An 18,082-nucleotide genomic window follows, 5' to 3' on the forward strand; every position below is an offset into this window, starting at 1 on the left:
AATTCCCGCCCGAGGAGCCCATGGAGTCGCTGCTGGTCCTGCACGCGCTCGCGGCGGTCTGCGCTCCCTGGCTGGCCCGGCGCATGGGACGGGCCTCCTTCCTGCTGCTGGCCGTGGCCCCCGGCGCCGGTTTCGCGTACACGGTGTGGCTCGGGGTGCGGGGGCTGCCGGCGCGGGAGGACACCCGATGGGCGCCCGCGCTCGGGCTGGAGCTGTCCTTCCGGGCCGACCCGCTGACCCTGCTGATGACGGCGCTGGTCACCGGCGTGGGCGTGCTGGTCCTGGTCTACAGCGTGCGCTACTTCCCGGCCGGCGACGACGGGCTGGGCCGCTACGGCGGCGCGATGACCGCCTTCGCCGGGTCGATGCTGGGGCTGGTCACCGCCGACAACCTGCTCCTGCTGTACGTCTTCTGGGAGCTGACCACCGTCTTCTCCTACCTGCTGATCGGCTACCACCCGGAGAGCCGGGCGAGCCGGCGGGCCGCGATGAAGGCGCTGACGGTGACCACGCTGGGCGGGCTGGCGATGCTGGCCGGGTTCGTGGTGGTCGGGCAGGCGGCGGGCACGTACGCGCTGTCGGGGGTCGTCGCCCGGCCGCCGCAGGCGGGCCCGCTGGCCGCCGGGCTGGTGCTGGTGCTGGCCGGGGCGCTGGCGAAGTCGGCGATCTTCCCGTTCAGCACGTGGTTGCCGGCCGCGATGGCGGCGCCGACGCCGGTGTCGGCGTACCTGCACGCGGCGGCCATGGTCAAGGCCGGGGTGTACCTGGTGGCCAGGCTCGGGCCGGCGTTCGGGGACGTGCCGGTGTGGCGGGCGGTCGCGGTGCCGCTCGGGGTGCTGACCATGTTGCTGGGCGGCTGGCGGGCGCTGCGCGAGACGGACCTGAAGCGGCTGCTGGCCTATGGCACGGTCAGCCAGCTCGGTTTCCTGATCACGCTGTTCGGCTCGGGCACCCGGGGCGCGGCGCTGGCCGGGGTGGGCATGCTGGCCGCGCACGCGCTGTTCAAGGCCGCGCTGTTCCTGGTCGTGGGCGTCGTCGACCATGCCACCGGCACCCGTGAGCTGCGCGAGCTGAGCGGGGTGGGCCGGTCGATGCCGTGGGTGTGCGCGGCCGCGGTGCTGGCGGGGGCGTCGATGGCGGGGCTGCCGCCGTTCGCGGGGTTCGCCGGCAAGGAGGCGGCGCTGGAGGCGCTGCTGGACCGGCCGCTCGTGCTGGCGGGGGTGGTGGCGGGGTCGGCGCTGACTGCGGCGTACACGCTGCGGTTCCTGTGGGGCGCCTTCGCCGCCAAGCCGGGCGTGCCGGCCACGCCGGCGCACCGGACGGCGGCGGCCATGTTCGCGCCCGCCGCGCTGCTGGCCGTGCTCGGCCTGGCGCTGGCGCCCTTCGCCTCCTGGTACGGCGGCGCGATGTCGGGCTACACCGGCACCTTCCGCGACCCGGGCCATGCCACGCACCTGGCGATCTGGGCCGGCCTGTCCCCCGCGTTGCTGCTGTCGGCCGTGGCGCTGGCGGCCGGGGTGCTGCTGTTCCTGGCCAGGGAACCGGTGGCCAGGGCGGGCGCGGCGCTGCACGTGCTGGACTCGACGCAGATCTTCTGGTCGCTCGTCCGCCGCCTGGACCGGTTCGCCGTCCAGGCCACCGGCTTCGTCCAGCGCGGTTCGCTGCCCGACTACCTGCTGCTCACGCTGGCCGCCACGACCGGCGTCGGCGTGTTCGCCGTCGCCTACGGCGGCGTGCCGCACCTGGACGTGCCGGTCGTCGCCTGGGAGCGCGTGGAGCAGCCGGTGCTGGCGGTCCTGATCACCGCGGCGGCGGCGCTGGCGCTGTTCGCCCGCGCCTACATCCTGCTGGCCGTGGTCGTCGGCGTCATCGGGTACGGCACCGCGCTGCTGTTCCTCGCGCACGGCTCGCCCGACCTGGCGCTGACCCAGTTCCTCGCCGAGACGCTGGCCCTGGTGGTGTTCGCCCTGGTGCTGCGGCGGCTGCCGGTGACCCCGGTCAGGCCCCGGCTGTCGCGCCTGTTCCGGTTCGGGCTCGGGCTGGCCGTGGGGGTGGTGGTGACCGGGGCGGGCCTGCTGGCCACCAGCGCGCGGAGCACGTGGGCCGTCGGGTCGATGATGCCCGCCGCGGCGCGCGAGGCCGGGGCGCGCAACATCGTCAGCGCCATCATCCTGGACATCCGGGCCTGGGACACGATGGGCGAGAGCACCGTGCTGGTCGTGCTGACGCTGGGCGTGACGAGCCTGGTGTTCCTGCGGCGCAGGACGTACGAGATCGAGCGGGACGACCGCGGCCGGGTGCCCGCCGAGCGCACGCACTGGTTGTCCTCGACGCTGCCGCGCGGCCAGCGGGCCGTGGCCTTCGAGGTGGCGGCCCGGCTGACCTTCCACACGGTGCTCGTGCTCTCGGTGTTCCTGCTGTTCGTCGGGCACAGCGGGGTCGGCGGCGGGTTCGCCGGCGGCATCGTGGCCGGGCTGGCGATCACCGTCCGCTACCTGGCCGGCGGCCGGTACGAGCTGGCCGCGGCGGTCCCGGTGCACGCCGGCGTGCTGATGGGCGTCGGGCTGACCCTGTCGACCGGCACGGCGCTGGCCGGGCTGCTGTTCGGGCGGGCGGCGCTGGACATGCTGGCGGCCGATGTGCACCTGCCGCTGGTCGGCAGCCTGCACGTGTCCACCGGCCTGCTGTTCGACCTCGGCGTGTACGTCTCGGTCACCGGCATGGTCCAGGACGTGCTGCGCGGCCTCGGCGCCGAACTGGACCGGCAGATCGAGGCGGAGGAGAGCTCGTGACGATCTCCCTGGCGCCGCTCGTGTGCTGCTGCGTGATGATCACGACCGGCGTGACGCTGCTGCTGGAGCGGAGCCTGGTACGGGTGCTGGCCGGGGTCGTCGTGCTGGGCAACGGCGTGAACCTGCTGATCGTCACCGCGGGCGGGAACGCCGGCGGGCCGCCCATCCTGGGCAGCACGCCGGTGGCGGACATGGCCGATCCGCTGCCGCAGGCGATGGTGCTCACCGCCATTGTGATCACCCTGGGCGTGACGGCGTTCGTGCTGGCCATGGTGCACCGCTCGTGGCAGCTCACCGGCAGCGACGAGGTCCAGGACGACACCGAGGACCGGCGGGTGCGGCTGCGGGCCCGGCGCGGCGAGCTGAGCCACGCCCTGCGCACCCGGCAGGACGCCTACCGGCGGCTGGTCGTGGAGCAGCGGGCGGAGCTGGCCCGGCTGGAGGCCGAGCAGGCCGAGCGGGAGCGGCTGCAGGAGGACGACCTGGAACGGCGGATCGCCCGCGTGCACACCGAGCTGGAGGAGTGGATGCGCACCCGGATGGCCGAAGGGTTGTCGGAGGAGGAGCTGCAACGCGGGTTCGAGGAGGCCGGGCAGCGGGACCGGCCGGGCGAGGAGGCCGGCGACAACGCCGAGCGCATCGACGAGCTGCGCCGCGAGCACACCCGGCGGCGGGCCGAGCAGGCGTCCGGCGAGAAGGAGCTGCGCCGGCGGATCAAGGCCAGGCAGCGCGACGCCCGCAGGCAGATGCGCTCGGCCATCCGCGAGGAGCGGGCCCGCCAGGCGCTCGCCAACGACCCCGAACTGGAGGGCGACGACTAGTGGCAGGCAGGGGCGGGGCCCGTGGGTGACCTGGTCGAGCTGCGCGGGCTGGTGTGCGTGCCGGTGCTGCTGCCGCTGCTGGCGGCGGGGATCAAGCTGGCGATCGGCGGGCGGCTGCGGCACCTGCAGTCGGCCATCAGCGTCACCACGCTGGGCATCTCGCTGGCGGTGTCGGTGCTGCTGCTCGCGCACGCCGACACGCACGGCCCGCTGGTGACCGAGCTGGGCGGCTGGGCCTCGCCGGTCGGGATCTGCCTGGTGGCCGACCGGCTCTCGACGCTGGTGCTGGTGGTGTCGTCGGCGGTGACGCTCTGCGTGATGGTGTACTCGATCGCCAACGCCTACGACGAGGCGGAGCACGACGCGCCGATGGCGATCTTCCATCCGGCGTTCCTGGTCATGGTGGCGGGCGTGGCGGACGCGTTCCTGTCCGGTGACCTGTTCAACCTGTTCGTCGCGTTCGAGATGTTGCTGAGCGGCTCGTACGTGCTGCTGACCTTCGGCGGGACCGAGTCCAGGATGCGGGCGGGGGCCACGTACACGCTGATGGCGCTGGCGTCGTCGATGTTGTTCCTGATCGCGCTGGCGGTGACCTACGGCGCGACGGGCACGTTGTCGATGGCGCAGCTCGCCGAGCGCTTCGGCACGCTGCCCGAGCAGGTCAAGCTGCTGGTCGAGCTGACGCTGCTGCTGGCGTTCGCGATCAAGGCGGCGATCTTCCCGGTGTCGGCGTGGCTGCCGGACTCCTACCCGACCGCGCCCGCGCCGGCCACGGCCGTGTTCGCCGGGCTGCTCACGAAGGTCGGCGTGTACTCGATCATCCGGCTGGAGGCGCTGCTGTTCCCCGGCGGGCCGGTCTCCACGCTGCTGATGGCGGTGGCGCTGGCCACGATGCTGGCCGGCGTGCTGGGCGCGGTGGCGCAGACCGACATCAAGCGCATGTTGTCCTTCACGCTGGTCAGCCACATCGGCTACATGGTGTTCGGGGTGGCGCTGTCGACGGTGGCGGGCCTGGCGGGCGCGGTGTTCTACATCGTCCACCACATCACCGTGCAGACGAGCCTGTTCCTGGTGACGGGGCTGATCGAGCGGCGCACCGGCACCACCTCGGTCAACCGGCTGGGCGGGCTGATGAGGACCGCGCCGGTGCTGGGCGTGCTGTTCTTCGTGCCCGCGATGAACCTGTCGGGCATCCCGCCGATGTCGGGGTTCCTGGGCAAGCTGCTGCTGGTGCAGGCGGGCCTGGCCAAGGGCGGCCCGGCGGCGGCCGTGCTGGTGGCGGGCGGGCTGCTCACGAGCCTGCTGACGCTGTACGCGATCGCCAGGACGTGGGGCAAGGCGTTCTGGCGCGCGCCGCGCGAGGAGCGGCTGGGCCAGGTGATGGAGAGCGAGGAGGCGACGGGTGAGGAGCCGGTGGTGACGACGACGGCGCTGCCGCCCGTGCTGCTGGGCGCGACGGCGGCGCTGGTGGCGTTCGGGCTGTCGTTCACGGTGCTGGCCGGGCCACTGGCGGCGCTGACGCAGCGGGTGGCCACGGAGCTGAGCGAGCGGCAGACGTACATCACCGCCGTGCTGGGGACGCGGCGGTGAGCGGCGGCCTGCTCGCGCCGCGGCTGTTCGGCCGGCGGGTGCCGCTGCCGCTGGTGGCGTGGCTGACGCTGGTGTGGGTGACGCTGTGGGGCGAGCTGTCGGCGGGGAACGTGCTGGGCGGCCTGGCGACCGCGGTGGTGGTGACGTGGCTGCTGCCGCTGCCCGTCCTGGACCCGGGCATCAGGGTGCGGCCGCTGCCGCTGGCGCGGTTCCTGCTGTGGTTCGGGTGGGACATGTTGCTCTCGACCGTGCGGGTGGTCGCGTGGGTGGTGCGGCCCGGCGATCCGCCCACCCAGCTGGTCCTGGTCCGGCTGCGCACGTCGTCGGAGTCGATGACCGTGATGATCATGGTGGCGTTGTCCACGATGCCGGGGAGCCTGGTGGTGGAGGCGTACATGGACAGGAGAGAGCTGATGCTGCACGTGCTCGGGCTGGCCGGAGAGGGCGTCCCCGAGACGGTCCGCGAGGACGTCGCCGGGCTGGAGTCGCGGATCGTGGCCGCGTTCGGCACCCGCGCGGACCGGGAGGAGCTGCGGTGAGCGCGGTGTACCTGGTGACGATCGCGCTGCTGGGCGGCGGGGCGGCGGCCGCGTTGTGGCGGGTGGGGCGCGGGCCCTCGATGCTGGACCGCGCGGTCGCCCTGGACGTGCTGACGTCGCTGGCGATGTGCGCGGTGGGGCTGTTCGCGGTGGTCAGGGACGACTACTCGGACCTGCCGGTGCTCCAGGTGCTGTCGTTGCTGGGGTTCGTGGGCTCGGTGTCGCTGGCCCGGTTCTTCCCGGGGCGGTCGGGGTGAGCGTGATGGACGGCGTGATGGACGGCGTGATGGACGCCGCGGCGGCGGTCTGCCTGGTGCTCGGGGCCGTGCTGGCGTTGTCGGCGGGCGCCGGGCTGGTGCGCTTCCGCACGACGCTCGACCGGATGCACGCCGGCACCAAACCGCAGGTGCTCGGCGTGCTGCTGGTGCTGGCCGCGATGTGGTTCCACCGGCCCACCTGGTGGAACGCGGGGCCGCTGCTGATCGTGGGGGCCTCGCAGGTGATCACCGTGTCGGTGGCGGCGTACATGGTGGGACGGGCGGCCTACTCGCGTCAGTCGTCGCGGGACGAGACCGAGATGCCGCCCTCGGAGGAGGACTGATCGCCCCTACGGTCGAGGGCGGGCTGGCCGAACCAGGTCCAGGCGGCCAGCCCGGCCAGGACGCCGGCGGTGATCAGGGCCAGGGTGGAGTGGAACAGGTAGTCGATCACCAGCATGGTGGCCGTGGTCATCGACACCACCAGGGCGAGCGCTCCTAACAGGCCGTAGGTGTTGGACCGGCGTACCAGGGTCTCCTTGTGGCCCTGCCGGAACAGCACGCGGTGCTGGGCGGTCGGCGCGATGTAGCAGATCGACGCGATGGCGGCGCTGACCAGCGCGGCGAAGTAGAGCCAGCGGTCGGTCTGGTCCAGCTTGACGAAGCCGGGCGAGAAGGGGACGGTCAGCAGGAACGCGAACAGCACCTGCACGCCGGTCACCGCGACGCGGGCGCCCTGCAGCAGCTCGACGAAGTTGCGGTCGGCGCGTTCCTCGTGCGACTCGTTCTTCACTCGGCCTCCTCGTTGGATGTTCTCCTCTTCCTTGGCGGAGGCCGGTCGAAACATGGATTTCGGAGCTCAGGCGAGGATCTTGGCGGGCGTGATGGGCAGGTCGCGCACCCGCCGGCCGGTGGCGTGGTGAACGGCGTTGCCGATCGCGGCGGCGGTGCCCACGATGCCGATCTCGCCGATGCCCTTGGAGCCCATCGGGTTGAGCAGGCCGTCCTGCTCGTCGATCCACACCGCCTCGATCGCCGGCACGTCGGCGCAGGCCGGCACGTGGTACTGGGCCAGGTCGCGGTGGAGGAAGCCGCCGAACTCGTCGTCGGTCAGCGTCTCCTCCATCAGCGCCATCCCCATGCCCATGGTCATGCCGCCGACGAACTGCGACCTGGCCAGCCTGGCGTCCAGGATGCGGCCGGCGGCGAACACGCCGAGCAGCCGCGACAGGCGGATCTCGCCCGTCACGGAGCTGACCCTGACCTCGGCGAACTGGGCGCCGAAGGCGTGCCTGGCCAGCTCCTCGTCGGCCTTGACCTCCTCGGTGGTGTCGGCGGACCCCTCGCCGCCGTCGGCCCGCAGCGCCTCGCAGGCCCGTACGACGGCCGAGCCCCACGACGCCGTGCCCATCGAGCCGCCCGCGACGGGGGCGGCGGGCAGGTCGCTGTCGCCGAGCTCGACGTGCACCCGGCCGGGGGCGACGCCGAGGCAGTCGGCCGCGATCCTGGTGAGCACGGTCCGGGCGCCGGTGCCGATGTCGGCGGCGGCCACCCGGATGACGAAGTCGCCGTCGCGCACGGTCGCGGTGGCCTGCGACGGGCCGCGCCTGGCCGGGTAGGTGGAGGCGGCCACGCCGGTGCCGACCAGCCACTCCCCCTCGCGCCGGACGCCGGGCGCCGGGTCGCGGCGGTCCCAGCCGAAGCGGCGGGCGCCCTCGCGCAGGCAGGTCACCAGGCTGCGGGAGCTGAACGGCAGCCCGCCGTCCGGCTCGGTCGTGGGCTCGTTGCGTATGCGCAGCTCGACGGGGTCGATCCCGGCCGCCTCCGCCAGCTCGTCCATCGCCGACTCCAGGGCGTACATGCCGGGGCACTCGCCGGGGGCGCGCATCCAGGACGGCGTGGCGACGTCGAGGCGGACGAGCCGGTGCGCGGTGCGCAGCGCGGGCGTGGCGTACATGACGCGGCCGGGGGTGGCGGCCTGCTCGGCGAACTCGACGAGCCTGCTGGTCTGCACGTACGCCGTGTGCTCGACCGCGGTGAGCCGGCCCTCGGCGTCCGCGCCGAGCCGCAGCCGCTGGACGGTCGGGGTGCGGTAGCCGGTGAGGTCGAACATCTGCTGCCGGGTGAAGACGACCTTGACCGGACGGCCGGCGGCCCGGGCGGCCAGGGCGGCGAGCACGGCGTTCGGCCTGGTGGTGCCCTTGGAGCCGAAGCCGCCGCCGACGTGCCTGGACACCACGCGCACCTGGGCGGCGGGCAGGCCGAGGGTCTTGGCGATGCTGTCCCGGTCGCCGCTGGTGCCCTGGGTCGAGTCGTAGACCAGCAGCCGGCCGTCGTCGGCCCACACGGCCACCGCGGCGTGCGGCTCCATCGCGTTGTTGTGCAGCGGCGGCGTCGTGTACGTCACGTCCACGGCCGACGCGGCGGCGGCCAGCCCGGCCTCCACGTCGCCCTTCTCGGTGTCGGGCGGCAGGTTCGGGTTGACCACCTCCGGCCGGTAGAGGTCCGGGTGGTCGGCCCGCAGCCGCACGTCGTGCGCCTGCGGCCGGTACTCGACGCGGACGGCGTCGGCGGCGGCGCGGGCCTGGTCGTAGCTGCCGGCGACGACGGCGGCCACGAGCTGGCCCCGGTAGACGACGTCCCTGGAGCGGAACAGCGCCAGTTCGGGGTCGGCGTCCTCGGCCAGGTCGGGCGGGTCCTCCACGGACAGCACGGCGAGCACGCCCGGCATGGCCAGCGCCTCCTCGGCGTCCACCCGCGTGATCTGGCCCCTGGCGACCGTGGACTGCACCGGGTAGCAGTAGGCGACGCCCTCGACCGGGTACTCGGCGGCGTACGTGGCCAGCCCCGTGACCTTGACGCGCCCCTCGATGCGGTTCACGGCGTCAGCTCCTCCAGCGTGCGGACGATCAGGTTGCGCGCCAGCGGCAGCTTGTAGGCGTTGCGCGGCAGCGGGCGGGCCTGGTCGAGCTCGGCCTCGGCGGCCCGCAGGTACGCCTCGCCGGTGGCGGGGCCGCCGATGATCGCCCGTTCGGCGCGTTCGGCCCGCCAGGGCGCGTGGGCCACGCCGCCGAGCGCGATGCGGCAGCCGGTCACCACGCCGTCCCAGCGCACGTCGAGCACGGCGGCGACGGACACCAGCGCGAACGCGAACGAGGCCCGCTCGCGCACCTTGCGGTAGAGGGAGGCGCCCGGGGGCGGCGCGGGCAGCTCGACGGCGGTGATCAGCATGCCGGGTTCGAGCACGGTGTCGCGCTCGGGCGCGTCGCCGGGCAGGCGGTGCAGGCCGGGCATGGGGATGATCCGGTCGCCGGCCGGGCCGGTGACGTGCACCTCGGCGTCGAGCGCGGCCAGCGCCACGGCCATGTCCGAGGGGTGGGTGGCCACGCAGGCGTCCGAGGCGCCGAGCACGGCCAGGTTGCCGTGGTCGCCCTCGATCGCGGGGCAGCCGGTGCCGGGCTCGCGCTTGTTGCACGGCCTGGTGACGTCCTGGAAGTAGGGGCAGCGGGTGCGTTGCAGCAGGTTGCCGGCCACCGTGGCCATGTTCCTGACCTGGCCGGAGGCGCCGGTCAGGACGGCCCTGGCGAGCATGGGGTAGCGGGCGCGGACGAGCGGGTCGGCCGCCAGGTCGCTGTTGCGCACGGCCGCGCCGATCCGCAGCCGGTCGCGTACGGGCTCGACGGCGTCCAGCGGCAGGCGGCTGACGTCCACGAGGTGGTCGGGGGCGGCCACGCCGAGGCGCATGAGGTCGACCAGGTTGGTGCCGCCGCCCAGGTACATCGTGCCGGGGCCGTACCGGCCGACCGCGTCCGACGGGCTCTGGGCGCGGACGTAGTCGAACGGCTTCACCGGGCCACCTCGCCGATCGCGGCCACGATGCCGGGATAGGCGCCGCACCGGCACAGGTTGCCGCTCATGCGTTCCCTGATCTCCTCGGGCGTCAGGGCCGGGTCGAGGAGGAGGTCGGCGGTGACGGCGCTCGGGCCGGGCTCGCCCAGCATGCCGACCGCCGAGCAGAGCTGGCCCGGCGTGCAGTAGCCGCACTGGAAGGCGTCGTGCTCGATGAACGCGGCCTGCAGCGGATGCAGCTGCTCGCCCGAGGCCAGCCCCTCGACGGTGACGATCTCGCTGCCGTCCACCGCCACGGCCAGCGCCAGGCAGGAGTTGGCCCGGCGGCCGTCGATCAGCACCGTGCACGCGCCGCACTGGCCGTGGTCGCAGCCCTTCTTGGAGCCGGTCAGGCCGAGCCGTTCGCGCAGCAGGTCGAGCAAGGAGATCCTGGGGTCGACGGCCACGGTGTGCGGCACGCCGTTCACCTGCAGGGTGATGTCCATAGGCGCTCGCCTACCCGGCCACCGCCGGGGGCAACCACGGGCTCGGACATCTCGGGGTAAAGGTGACGGAGTCCAGGTGTCGGGTCGCGGCCGGCGGGTAGCCGGGGAGGGATCGGCCGGCGGAGGGATGCATGGGGCGAGCGTTCGACGAGCAGGTGGCGGAGTCCGAGGCGGTGCTCACCGTCAACGCGGGCTCGTCGAGCCTGCGCCTCGACCTTGTGCAGGGCGGCTGCGTGCTGGACAGCGCGCACGCCGAACGGGCCGCGGACCCGGGCTCGGCGCGCGAGGAGCTGGCGGCGTTCCTGGGCGGCCACTTCGACCGCGACATCCGCGCGGTGGCGCACCGGCTGGTGCACGGCGGCGACGTCGTCCGCGCGCCCACGGTCGCCGACGACGAGACCGTCGAGGCGCTGCGCGGCGTCGTGAGCCTGGCGCCGCTGCACCTGCCGCCCGCGCTGGCGCTGCTGGAGGCGGCCCGCGAGCAGCTTCCCGCCGTGCCGCACGTGCTCTGCCCCGACACGGCCTTCCACGCCGGCCTGCCCGACGCCGCCGCGGTCTACGCCCTGCCGCGCGAGTGGCGCGACCGGTACGGCCTGCGCCGCTACGGCTTCCACGGCCTGTCCTACGCCTGGACCGCCGACCGGGTGGCCGAGCTGCTCGGCCGGCCGCTCGCCGACCTGGAGCTGGTGCTGACCCACCTGGGCGGCGGCTCGTCGGTGTGCGCGGTGTCGGGCGGGCGCAGCCTGGACACCTCGATGGGGTTCACCCCGCTGGACGGCGTCCCGATGAGCAAGCGCTCGGGCAGCGTCGATCCCGGGATGTTGGTGTGGCTGCTGTCGCAGGGCCACCTGTCGGCCGACGAGCTGGGCGAGGGCCTGCAACGCCGGTCCGGGCTGCTCGGGCTGTCCGGCGGCCGCTCGGGCGACACCCGCGAGCTGGTCGAGGCCGAACGCGCCGGCGACGCCGACGCCGCCCTGGCCCTGGAGGTGTTCTGCCACCGGGTGAGCCGGGAGATCGCCGCCGCCGCCACGTCGCTGTCCAGGATCGACGCGCTGGTGTTCACCGGCGAGATCGGCTGGGACCAGCCCGAGGTGCGCGAGGCGGTCTGCCGCCGTCTCGGGCTGCTCGGCGTCGAGCCGCCCGAGTCCGGCAACCGGCACGACGACGGCCCGGTCAGCGGGCCGGGCGCCGCCGTGCCCGTCCTGGTCGTCCAGGTGCGCGAGGAGCTCCAGCTCGCCCGCGAATGCCTGGGCGTCTTCCGGCCGGCAGAGGAGGACGGCTATGGATGACGTCACCCGCTCGGCGCTGCGGCTGTCGGGCGAGCAGGATCTCGACCCGCTGCTCGACCGCGTCGGCGAGGCCGGTCTCGTGCTGATCGGCGAGGCCAGTCACGGCACCCACGACTTCTACACCTGGCGGGCCGCGCTCACCCGCCGCCTGATCGCCGAGAAGGGCTTCGGGTTCGTCGCCGTCGAGGGCGACTGGCCCGACTGCGAGCGCGTCCACCGCGCGGTCACCCGCGACGGCGAGGACCCCTTCGACGCCCTGTACGCCTACCAGCGCTGGCCCGCGTTCATGTGGGCCAACGAGGAGGTCGCCGAGTTCTGCCGCTGGCTGCGCCGCTGGAACTCGGCCCTGCCGCCGGGCGAGCGCGTCGGCTTCCACGGCCTCGACGTCTACAGCCTCTGGGAGTCCCTGCGCGCCGTACGCCGCTACGCCGTCGACCACCTGCCCGACCAGCTCGGCACGGTGATGGAGGCCCTGTACTGCTTCGAGTCCTACGGCCACGACCCGCAGCGGTACGGCCTGGAGACCCGCCTGGTCCCCGACTCCTGCGAGAACGAGGTCGTGGAGCTGCTCAGGGCGGTCGTGGCGGCCGCGCCCGCCGACGAGGACGGCTTCGAGGCCCGGCAGAACGCCGAGGTCGTGGCCGGGGCCGAGAGCTACTACCGGACCATGGTCGGCGGCGGCCCCGGCTCGTGGAACATCAGGGACGTGCACATGGCCGACACCCTGGACCGGCTGACCGCCTTCCACGGCGCCAAGGGCGTGGTGTGGGCGCACAACACGCACGTCGGCGACGCCCGCGCCACCGACATGGCCGCCGCCGGCATGACCAACCTCGGCCAGCTGGCCCGCGAGCGGCACGGCGAGGACGTCGTCCTGGTCGGCTTCGGCGGCTACCGGGGGACGGTCGTGGCCGGGGCGAGCTGGGGCACGCGGGCGCACGTCATGCCCGTCCCGCCGGCCCGGCCCGGATCGCTGGAGGCGCTGCTGCACGATGCGCTCGGAGGCGAGCGCGCCCTGTTCGTGACGCCCCGGCGGCCCCGTCCGCGCTGGTTCGACCAGCCGCTGGACCACCGCGCGATCGGCGTCGTCTACCGGCCGGAGCGCGAGAAGTGGGGCAACTACGTGCCCACCGCGCTCGGCGACCGCTACGACGCCTTCCTCTGGCTGGACGTCACCGAGGCCCTGCACCCGCTGCACGCCGAGCCGTGGGACGACGTCGAGCCGGAGACCTATCCCAGCGCCATGTGACGGACTGTCGGTGGCAGATGGTTTGATCGCTGCTGTGGAGGCCTCGGTCGAGCAGCTCGTCTACGTCAGAGACGACGAATACACCGTCGCGCGCATGAGCGCCGAGGGCGTGCCCGACTTCGTGGCCACCGGCCGGGCGCTGTCGGGCGCGCAGCCGGGCGAGACGCTCCGGCTGACCGGCGACTGGAGCCACCACGCGCGCCACGGCAGGCGGTTCGCGGTGGCCGGGTGCGAGCGGGTGGTGCCCGCCACGGTCCGGGCGATCCGCGTCTACCTCGGGTCGGGGCTGATCCGGGGCATCGGGCCGCGGCTGGCGTACGCGATCGTCGACCACTTCGGCGAGGAGACGCTCAAGGTCATCGACGCCGAGCCCGGGCGGCTGACCGAGGTCGTCAACATCGGGCCGCTGCGGCAGGCGCAGATCGTCCAGGCGTGGCAGGAGCAGAAGGCCATCGCCGCGCTGATGGTGACGTTGCAGGGGCTGGGCGTCAGCCCGCTGCTCGCGGCCAAGATCCACCAGGTGTTCGGCGGCGAGGCCGAGGAGGTCCTGGCCACCGACCCCTACCGGCTGATCGGCCGGGTCAGGGGCATCGCCTTCCGCGTCGCCGACCGCATCGCGCTGCAGCGGGGGGTGCCCGAGCGCAGCCCGCAGCGGATCAAGGCGGCGCTGCTCGACCGGCTGGAGTCGGCGGCGGTCCGCGACGGCCACTGCTTCGTGCCGGTGCCCCATCTGGTGGCGGGGGCGGCCGAGCTGATCGAGCTCGATCCCGAGGCGGTCGGGCCGATGATCGACGCCCTGGTGGCCGAGCGGCGGGTGGTGGTCGAGGCCGACGAGCAGCAGCCGGGGCGGGCGGTGGCCTACGCCAAACACGTGCACGCCCGCGAGCGGCAGCTCACCGAGCAGCTCACCCGGCTCATGCGGGCCCGCTCCACGCTGCCGCTGCGCTCCTTCCGCGAGGACGAGACCCTCCACGACGACCAGCGCGCGGCCGTCAACATGGCGCTGACCTGCACTGTCTCGATCATCACCGGCGGGCCCGGCTGCGGCAAGAGCCACACGGTCAAGGCCGTGGCCACCACGGTGCGGGCGTCGGGCGGCACGGTCACGCTCACGGCCCCCACCGGCAAGGCGGCCAAGCGCCTGTCGGAGCTGACCGGCATGCCCGCGATGACCATCCACCGCATGCTCGCCCACCAGCCCGATCCCGATCCGTCCACGCTGTTCGAGGAGGCGCCCGCGCAGGCCGACCTGATCGTGGTCGACGAGGCGTCGATGCTCGACCTCCATCTCGCCACCCGGCTCACGGCGGCCGTCCAGCCGGGCAGCCATCTCCTGCTCATCGGCGACAGCGACCAGCTTCCCAGCATCGGCGCCGGCGACGTGCTGGCCGACCTGCTGCGCGTGGAGGCGATCCCGCGCGTGCGGCTCACCCACGTCTTCCGCCAGGCGGGCGGCAGCGGCATCGTCGAGGCCGCCCACCTCATCCGGGCCGGCCGCATGCCGGCGACGCCGGGGCGCGGCGGGTTCTGGTTCGAGGAGCTCGACGATCCGGCGCGGGTGGCCGAGCGGGTGGCCCATCTGGCCATGGAGGCGATCCCGCGCAAGCAGGGCGTCCCGCCCGAGCAGGTGCAGGTGCTGTGCCCGATGCGCAAGGGCGAGACGGGCGCGGTGACGCTGGGCCGGCTGCTCCAGGACCGCCTCAACCCGGCGGCCGACGACAAGCCCGAGCACTGGTCGGGGGCGTCGGTGTTCCGGGTGGGCGACCGGGTCATGCCCATCCGCAACAACTACGACAAGGGCGTCTTCAACGGGGAGACCGCCACGGTCACCGCCGTGCTGCCGCAGGACCGCGTGGTCGAGGTCCGCACCGACGACGGCGAGACCGTCCAGTACGGGTTCGGCGAGCTCGACGACCTCACCCACGCCTACGCGATCAGCGTGCACCGCTCGCAGGGCAGCGAGTACCCGTTCGTGGTGGCGCCGATCGTGGCCGAGGCGGGCGGGATCATGTTGCGGCGCAAGCTGCTGTACACGCTGGTGACCCGGGCCAAGGCGTGGGTCGTGCTGGTGGGGCAGCGCGAGGCGCTGGAGCTGGCCGTCCACCGCGTGGGCCGCCCCCGCAACACCGGCCTGCCCCGCCGCCTGTCCCAGAGCCTGTCGGCCTGACGCCGTCCCGGTCCCGGCCGCAGCCGTGACCGGGGCGTGCCTGGCCGGGGCGGGGCCGGGCCGGGGCGCGGCCGGGTCAGTCCTGGCGGACGAGGGCCGTGGCGAGCAGTTCGGCCAGGTGGCGGCCCTGGCGTCCGGTGCCCGCGGCGGCGATCTGGGTGCGGCAGGAGAAGCCGTCGGCGAGCAGTTCCTCCCCTGGCCCCGCCGACCGTACGGCCGGCCAGAGCCCCTGCTCGGCGCAGGCCTTCGACACCTCGTGGTGTTCCCGCTCGAACCCGAAGTTCCCGGCCTGCCCGCAGCAGCCGGAGTCGAGCACGCTGGTCCGGATGCCGAAGCGGTCGAGCACGGCCCGGTCGGCGTCGTAGCCCATGATGGCGCTCTGGTGGCAGTGCACCTGCGCGATCGCCTGCCCGCCGGTCGTGGCCGGCCGCCAGTCGGCGGCGCGCGTCTCCAGCAGCTCGGCCAGCGTCAGGAACCGCTCCGCCAGCAGCCGCGTCTCGGCCGTGTTGAGCAGTTCGGGCCCGTCGGAGCGGAACACGGCGGCGCAACTCGGCTCCAGGCCGACCACCGGCACCCCGGCCTCGGCCCAGGGGGCGAGCGCCCCCACCGTACGCGCCAGCACCCGCCGCGCCACCCCGAGCTGCCCGGTGCTGATCCAGGTCAGCCCGCAGCACAGCGTCACCGGCGGCACCACCACCTCGAACCCGGCCGCCTCCAGCACGTCCACGGCGGCCCGCCCGATGTGCGGGTCGAAGTGGTCGGTGAAGGTGTCGGCCCACAACACCACCCGCCCCCGCGTGCCCGGCCGGCTCTGGGGACGCCGCCTGAACCAGTCGGTGAACCGCTGGCGGGCGAACCTCGGCAGGTCGCGCTCCGGCGTGATCCCCGCGACGGCCTTGACCAGCCGCGACAGTCCGGGCGCCGAGCTGACCGCGTTGACCAGGCCGGGCGCGGCCGAGGCGAGCGCGGCCCACACCGGCAGCCAGCCCATCGAGTAGTGGGCCCGCGGCCGGACGCGGTGCCGGTAGTGGTGGGCGAGGAACTCGGCCTTGTAGGTGGCCATGTCCACGTTCACGGGGCATTCGGAGCGGCAGCCCTTGCACGACAGGCACAGGTCGAGCGCGTCGCGCACGGCCGCCGAACGCCAGCCGTCGGTGATGACGTCGCCGCGCACCATCTCCTCCAGCAGGCGGGCGCGCCCCCGCGTGGAGTGCTCCTCCTCGCGGGTCACCCGGTAGCTGGGGCACATGACGCCGCCCTCGAAGGTGTGCTTGCGGCAGGTCCCGGTGCCGACGCAGCGGGTGGCCGCGTGCCCGAACCGTCCGTGGTCGTGGGGGTACTGGAAGAACGTCTGGCGCGGCTCGTGCGGGTAGAAGCGGTGCTGGGCCAGGTTCTGGTCCAGGTGGCGGGGGTGGACGACCTTGCCCGGGTTCATCCGGTCGCGTGGGTCGAAGATGGCCTTGAAGCGGCCGAACACCTCGACGACCTCCGGGCCGAACATGACGGGCAGCAGCTCGGCCAGCGCCTGGCCGTCGCCGTGCTCGCCGGACAGCGAGCCGCCGTAGGCGGCGACCAGCTCGGCGGCCTCCTTCGCGAAGGCGCGGTACCGGGCGATGCCGTCGTCGGTGTGCAGGTCGAGCGGCAGCCGGCCGTGCACGCAGCCCTGGCCGAAGTGGCCGTACAGGGCGGAGTCCTGGTAGTCGTGCGTGCGCAGCAGCCGCTCGTAGTCGCGCAGGTAGGCGCCCAGCCGCTCGGGCGGCACGGCCGCGTCCGACCAGCCCTCGTACGTCTGGCGGCCGGTCGGCGGGTACGCCTCCACGCCGAGCCCCGACTCCCGCCACCGCCACAGCCGGTCCTCCCTGGCCGGGTCGCCGAGGAAGGCGTGCGTGGGCGTGGGCGCCCCGGCCCGCTCCCCCACGTCGCGCATCATCGTCTCGGCCCGCTCGCGCGCCTGCTCGGGCGTGTCCCCGCCGAACTGCACCAGCAGCCAGCCGCCGCCCTCGGGCAGGTCCTGGAGCGCCGGGTCGCCGGGGTGCTCCCGCTTGGCCAGCCGGTACATGGTCTCGTCCATGGCCTCCAGCGCGATCGGCGCGTGCCGGGCCACGGCCGGGACGGCGTCGGCGGCGGTGAAGACGTCCTCGAACCCGAGCACGGCCAGCGCCCTGGCGGGCGGCGCCGGCACGACGCGCAGCTCGGCGCGGAGCACGGTCACCAGCGTGCCCTCGCTGCCGGTCAGGGCGCGGGCCAGGTCGAAGCCGTTCTCGGGCAGGAGCTGGTCGAGGTTGTAGCCGGAGATGCGGCGTTCCAGCCTGGGGTAGCGGGTGCGGACCAGTTCCATGGTCTCGTCGCGCAGGTCGCGCACCTGGCGGTAGATCTCGGCCAGGCGGCCGCCCTGGGCCTGGACGCGGTCGTACTCGGCGTCGCTCGTCGGCCCCACCCAGGCGCGCACGCCGTCGTAGGTGAGGATCTCCAGCCGGAGCACCGACTGCGACATCTTCCCGTACGCCTGCGCCGAGGCCCCGCACGAGTTGTTGCCGATCATGCCGCCGATCGTGCAGGCCCGATGGCTGGACGGCCGCGGCCCCACCATCAGCCCGTACGGCGCCAGCTCGTGGTCCACCTGGTCGAGCACGGCCCCCGCCTGGACGACGACCCGGCGGCCCGCCGCGTCCACGGACTCGACCGCGCCGCAGTGCTTGGACCAGTCGATCACCACCGCCGCGTTGCAGCACTGCCCGGCCAGGCTGGTGCCGCCGCCGCGGGAGAGCACGGGCACGTCCCTGGACCGGCACACGGCCACCGCCGCCACCCCGGCGTCCAGGTCGCGCGGCACGACGACGCCGATCGGGACCTGCCGGTAGTTGGAGGCGTCACGCGCGTAGGCGGCGCGGCTGCCCAGGTCGAAACGCACCTCGCCGTCGACCGCCTCGGCGAGGCGTCGGCTCAGCGTCTCGACGTCGATCTCGCGGGACGGCGGCGTGTGCGTGACGGGCGTGTTGACCAGGCTCTTCATGCCGGGCCCTTACCCGGGCCGGCTCAGGGGC

At 74.1% G+C, this 18,082-nt stretch carries 14 protein-coding genes; 9 read left to right on the top strand and 5 right to left on the bottom strand.

All coding sequences use genetic code 11. From position 1 onward, the window contains the following. Positions 1-20: 20 nt before the first annotated feature. From ABZ459_RS29695 to ABZ459_RS29720, 6 genes are read left to right on the top strand one after another with little or no spacing between them, the layout of a single operon-like run. Positions 21-2,792: a Na+/H+ antiporter subunit A gene (locus ABZ459_RS29695; RefSeq protein WP_357977037.1), complete on the top strand. Its 2,772-nt coding sequence runs from the start codon at positions 21-23 to the stop codon at positions 2,790-2,792. Then, positions 2,789-3,613, top strand: coding sequence for a Na(+)/H(+) antiporter subunit C (locus ABZ459_RS29700; protein WP_357977040.1), 825 nt, complete (start codon positions 2,789-2,791; stop codon positions 3,611-3,613). The genes ABZ459_RS29695 and ABZ459_RS29700 overlap by 4 nt, the downstream gene beginning before the upstream one ends. A 21-nt stretch (positions 3,614-3,634) precedes the next feature. Next, complete coding sequence (locus ABZ459_RS29705; RefSeq protein WP_357977043.1) at positions 3,635-5,203, top strand: Na+/H+ antiporter subunit D; 1,569 nt, start codon at positions 3,635-3,637, stop codon at positions 5,201-5,203. Then, complete coding sequence (locus ABZ459_RS29710) at positions 5,200-5,742, top strand: Na+/H+ antiporter subunit E (RefSeq protein WP_357977046.1); 543 nt, start codon at positions 5,200-5,202, stop codon at positions 5,740-5,742. Before ABZ459_RS29705 ends, ABZ459_RS29710 begins: the two co-directional genes overlap by 4 nt. Continuing rightward, the gene (locus tag ABZ459_RS29715; protein WP_352351365.1) at positions 5,739-5,999 is read left to right on the top strand and encodes a monovalent cation/H+ antiporter complex subunit F; all 261 of its coding nucleotides are present in this window, start codon (positions 5,739-5,741) and stop codon (positions 5,997-5,999) included. The genes ABZ459_RS29710 and ABZ459_RS29715 overlap by 4 nt, the downstream gene beginning before the upstream one ends. Before the next feature lie 5 nt (positions 6,000-6,004). Further along, the gene (locus ABZ459_RS29720; protein ID WP_357977049.1) at positions 6,005-6,343 is read left to right on the top strand and encodes a monovalent cation/H(+) antiporter subunit G; all 339 of its coding nucleotides are present in this window, start codon (positions 6,005-6,007) and stop codon (positions 6,341-6,343) included. Here the strand turns inward: ABZ459_RS29720 and ABZ459_RS29725 are convergent. The 4 genes from ABZ459_RS29725 to ABZ459_RS29740 all read right to left on the bottom strand — a co-directional run bounded on the left by ABZ459_RS29725 (position 6,295) and on the right by ABZ459_RS29740 (position 10,333). After that, positions 6,295-6,792 carry a DUF6328 family protein gene (locus ABZ459_RS29725; protein WP_357977052.1) on the bottom strand — a complete coding sequence of 166 codons (498 nt, stop codon included), beginning with the start codon at positions 6,790-6,792 and terminating at the stop codon, positions 6,295-6,297. The two genes, ABZ459_RS29720 and ABZ459_RS29725, sit on opposite strands and share 49 nt — an antisense overlap. A gap of 66 nt (positions 6,793-6,858) precedes the next feature. Continuing rightward, positions 6,859-8,880, bottom strand: coding sequence for a xanthine dehydrogenase family protein molybdopterin-binding subunit (locus tag ABZ459_RS29730; protein ID WP_357977055.1), 2,022 nt, complete (start codon positions 8,878-8,880; stop codon positions 6,859-6,861). Then, entirely contained in the window at positions 8,877-9,848 is a 972-nt protein-coding gene (locus tag ABZ459_RS29735) for a xanthine dehydrogenase family protein subunit M (RefSeq protein WP_357977057.1), read from the bottom strand. The genes ABZ459_RS29730 and ABZ459_RS29735 overlap by 4 nt, the downstream gene beginning before the upstream one ends. After that, positions 9,845-10,333: a 2Fe-2S iron-sulfur cluster-binding protein gene (locus tag ABZ459_RS29740; RefSeq protein ID WP_357977060.1), complete on the bottom strand. Its 489-nt coding sequence runs from the start codon at positions 10,331-10,333 to the stop codon at positions 9,845-9,847. The genes ABZ459_RS29735 and ABZ459_RS29740 overlap by 4 nt, the downstream gene beginning before the upstream one ends. 131 nt (positions 10,334-10,464) lie before the next feature. On the opposite strand from ABZ459_RS29740, the gene ABZ459_RS29745 reads away from it, so the two are divergent. Genes ABZ459_RS29745 through ABZ459_RS29755 form a run of 3 tightly spaced genes read left to right on the top strand, consistent with a single transcriptional unit; the run spans position 10,465 to position 15,038 of the window. After that, on the top strand, positions 10,465-11,622 hold the full coding sequence (locus ABZ459_RS29745; protein WP_357977063.1) for an acetate/propionate family kinase: 1,158 nt from the start codon (positions 10,465-10,467) through the stop codon (positions 11,620-11,622). Continuing rightward, complete coding sequence (locus ABZ459_RS29750) at positions 11,615-12,871, top strand: erythromycin esterase family protein (RefSeq protein WP_357977065.1); 1,257 nt, start codon at positions 11,615-11,617, stop codon at positions 12,869-12,871. The genes ABZ459_RS29745 and ABZ459_RS29750 overlap by 8 nt, the downstream gene beginning before the upstream one ends. Positions 12,872-12,905: 34 nt before the next feature. Further along, on the top strand, positions 12,906-15,038 hold the full coding sequence (locus ABZ459_RS29755) for an ATP-dependent RecD-like DNA helicase (RefSeq protein ID WP_357977067.1): 2,133 nt from the start codon (positions 12,906-12,908) through the stop codon (positions 15,036-15,038). Between the two features lie 76 nt (positions 15,039-15,114). Here the strand turns inward: ABZ459_RS29755 and ABZ459_RS29760 are convergent, their stop codons facing one another. Then, positions 15,115-18,051 (bottom strand): FAD-linked oxidase C-terminal domain-containing protein, encoded by a 2,937-nt coding sequence (locus ABZ459_RS29760; protein ID WP_357977070.1) that lies wholly within the window; start codon positions 18,049-18,051, stop codon positions 15,115-15,117. Positions 18,052-18,082: the final 31 nt, after the last annotated feature.

Origin of the sequence: Nonomuraea sp. NPDC005692 (assembly GCF_040631115.1) — a bacterium.
Taxonomy (GTDB): Bacteria; Actinomycetota; Actinomycetes; order Streptosporangiales; family Streptosporangiaceae; genus Nonomuraea.

Excerpts from the sequence above, each read along its gene's own strand:
- ABZ459_RS29750 (WP_357977065.1), top strand. The coding sequence starts at position 11,615 with ATGGATGACGTCACCCGCTCGGCGCTGCGGCTGTCGGGCGAGCAGGAT.
- ABZ459_RS29695 (WP_357977037.1), top strand. The coding sequence starts at position 21 with ATGGAGTCGCTGCTGGTCCTGCACGCGCTCGCGGCGGTCTGCGCTCCC.
- ABZ459_RS29740 (WP_357977060.1), bottom strand. The coding sequence starts at position 10,333 with ATGGACATCACCCTGCAGGTGAACGGCGTGCCGCACACCGTGGCCGTC.
- ABZ459_RS29760 (WP_357977070.1), bottom strand. The coding sequence starts at position 18,051 with ATGAAGAGCCTGGTCAACACGCCCGTCACGCACACGCCGCCGTCCCGC.
- ABZ459_RS29745 (WP_357977063.1), top strand. The coding sequence starts at position 10,465 with ATGGGGCGAGCGTTCGACGAGCAGGTGGCGGAGTCCGAGGCGGTGCTC.
- ABZ459_RS29720 (WP_357977049.1), top strand. The coding sequence starts at position 6,005 with ATGGACGGCGTGATGGACGGCGTGATGGACGCCGCGGCGGCGGTCTGC.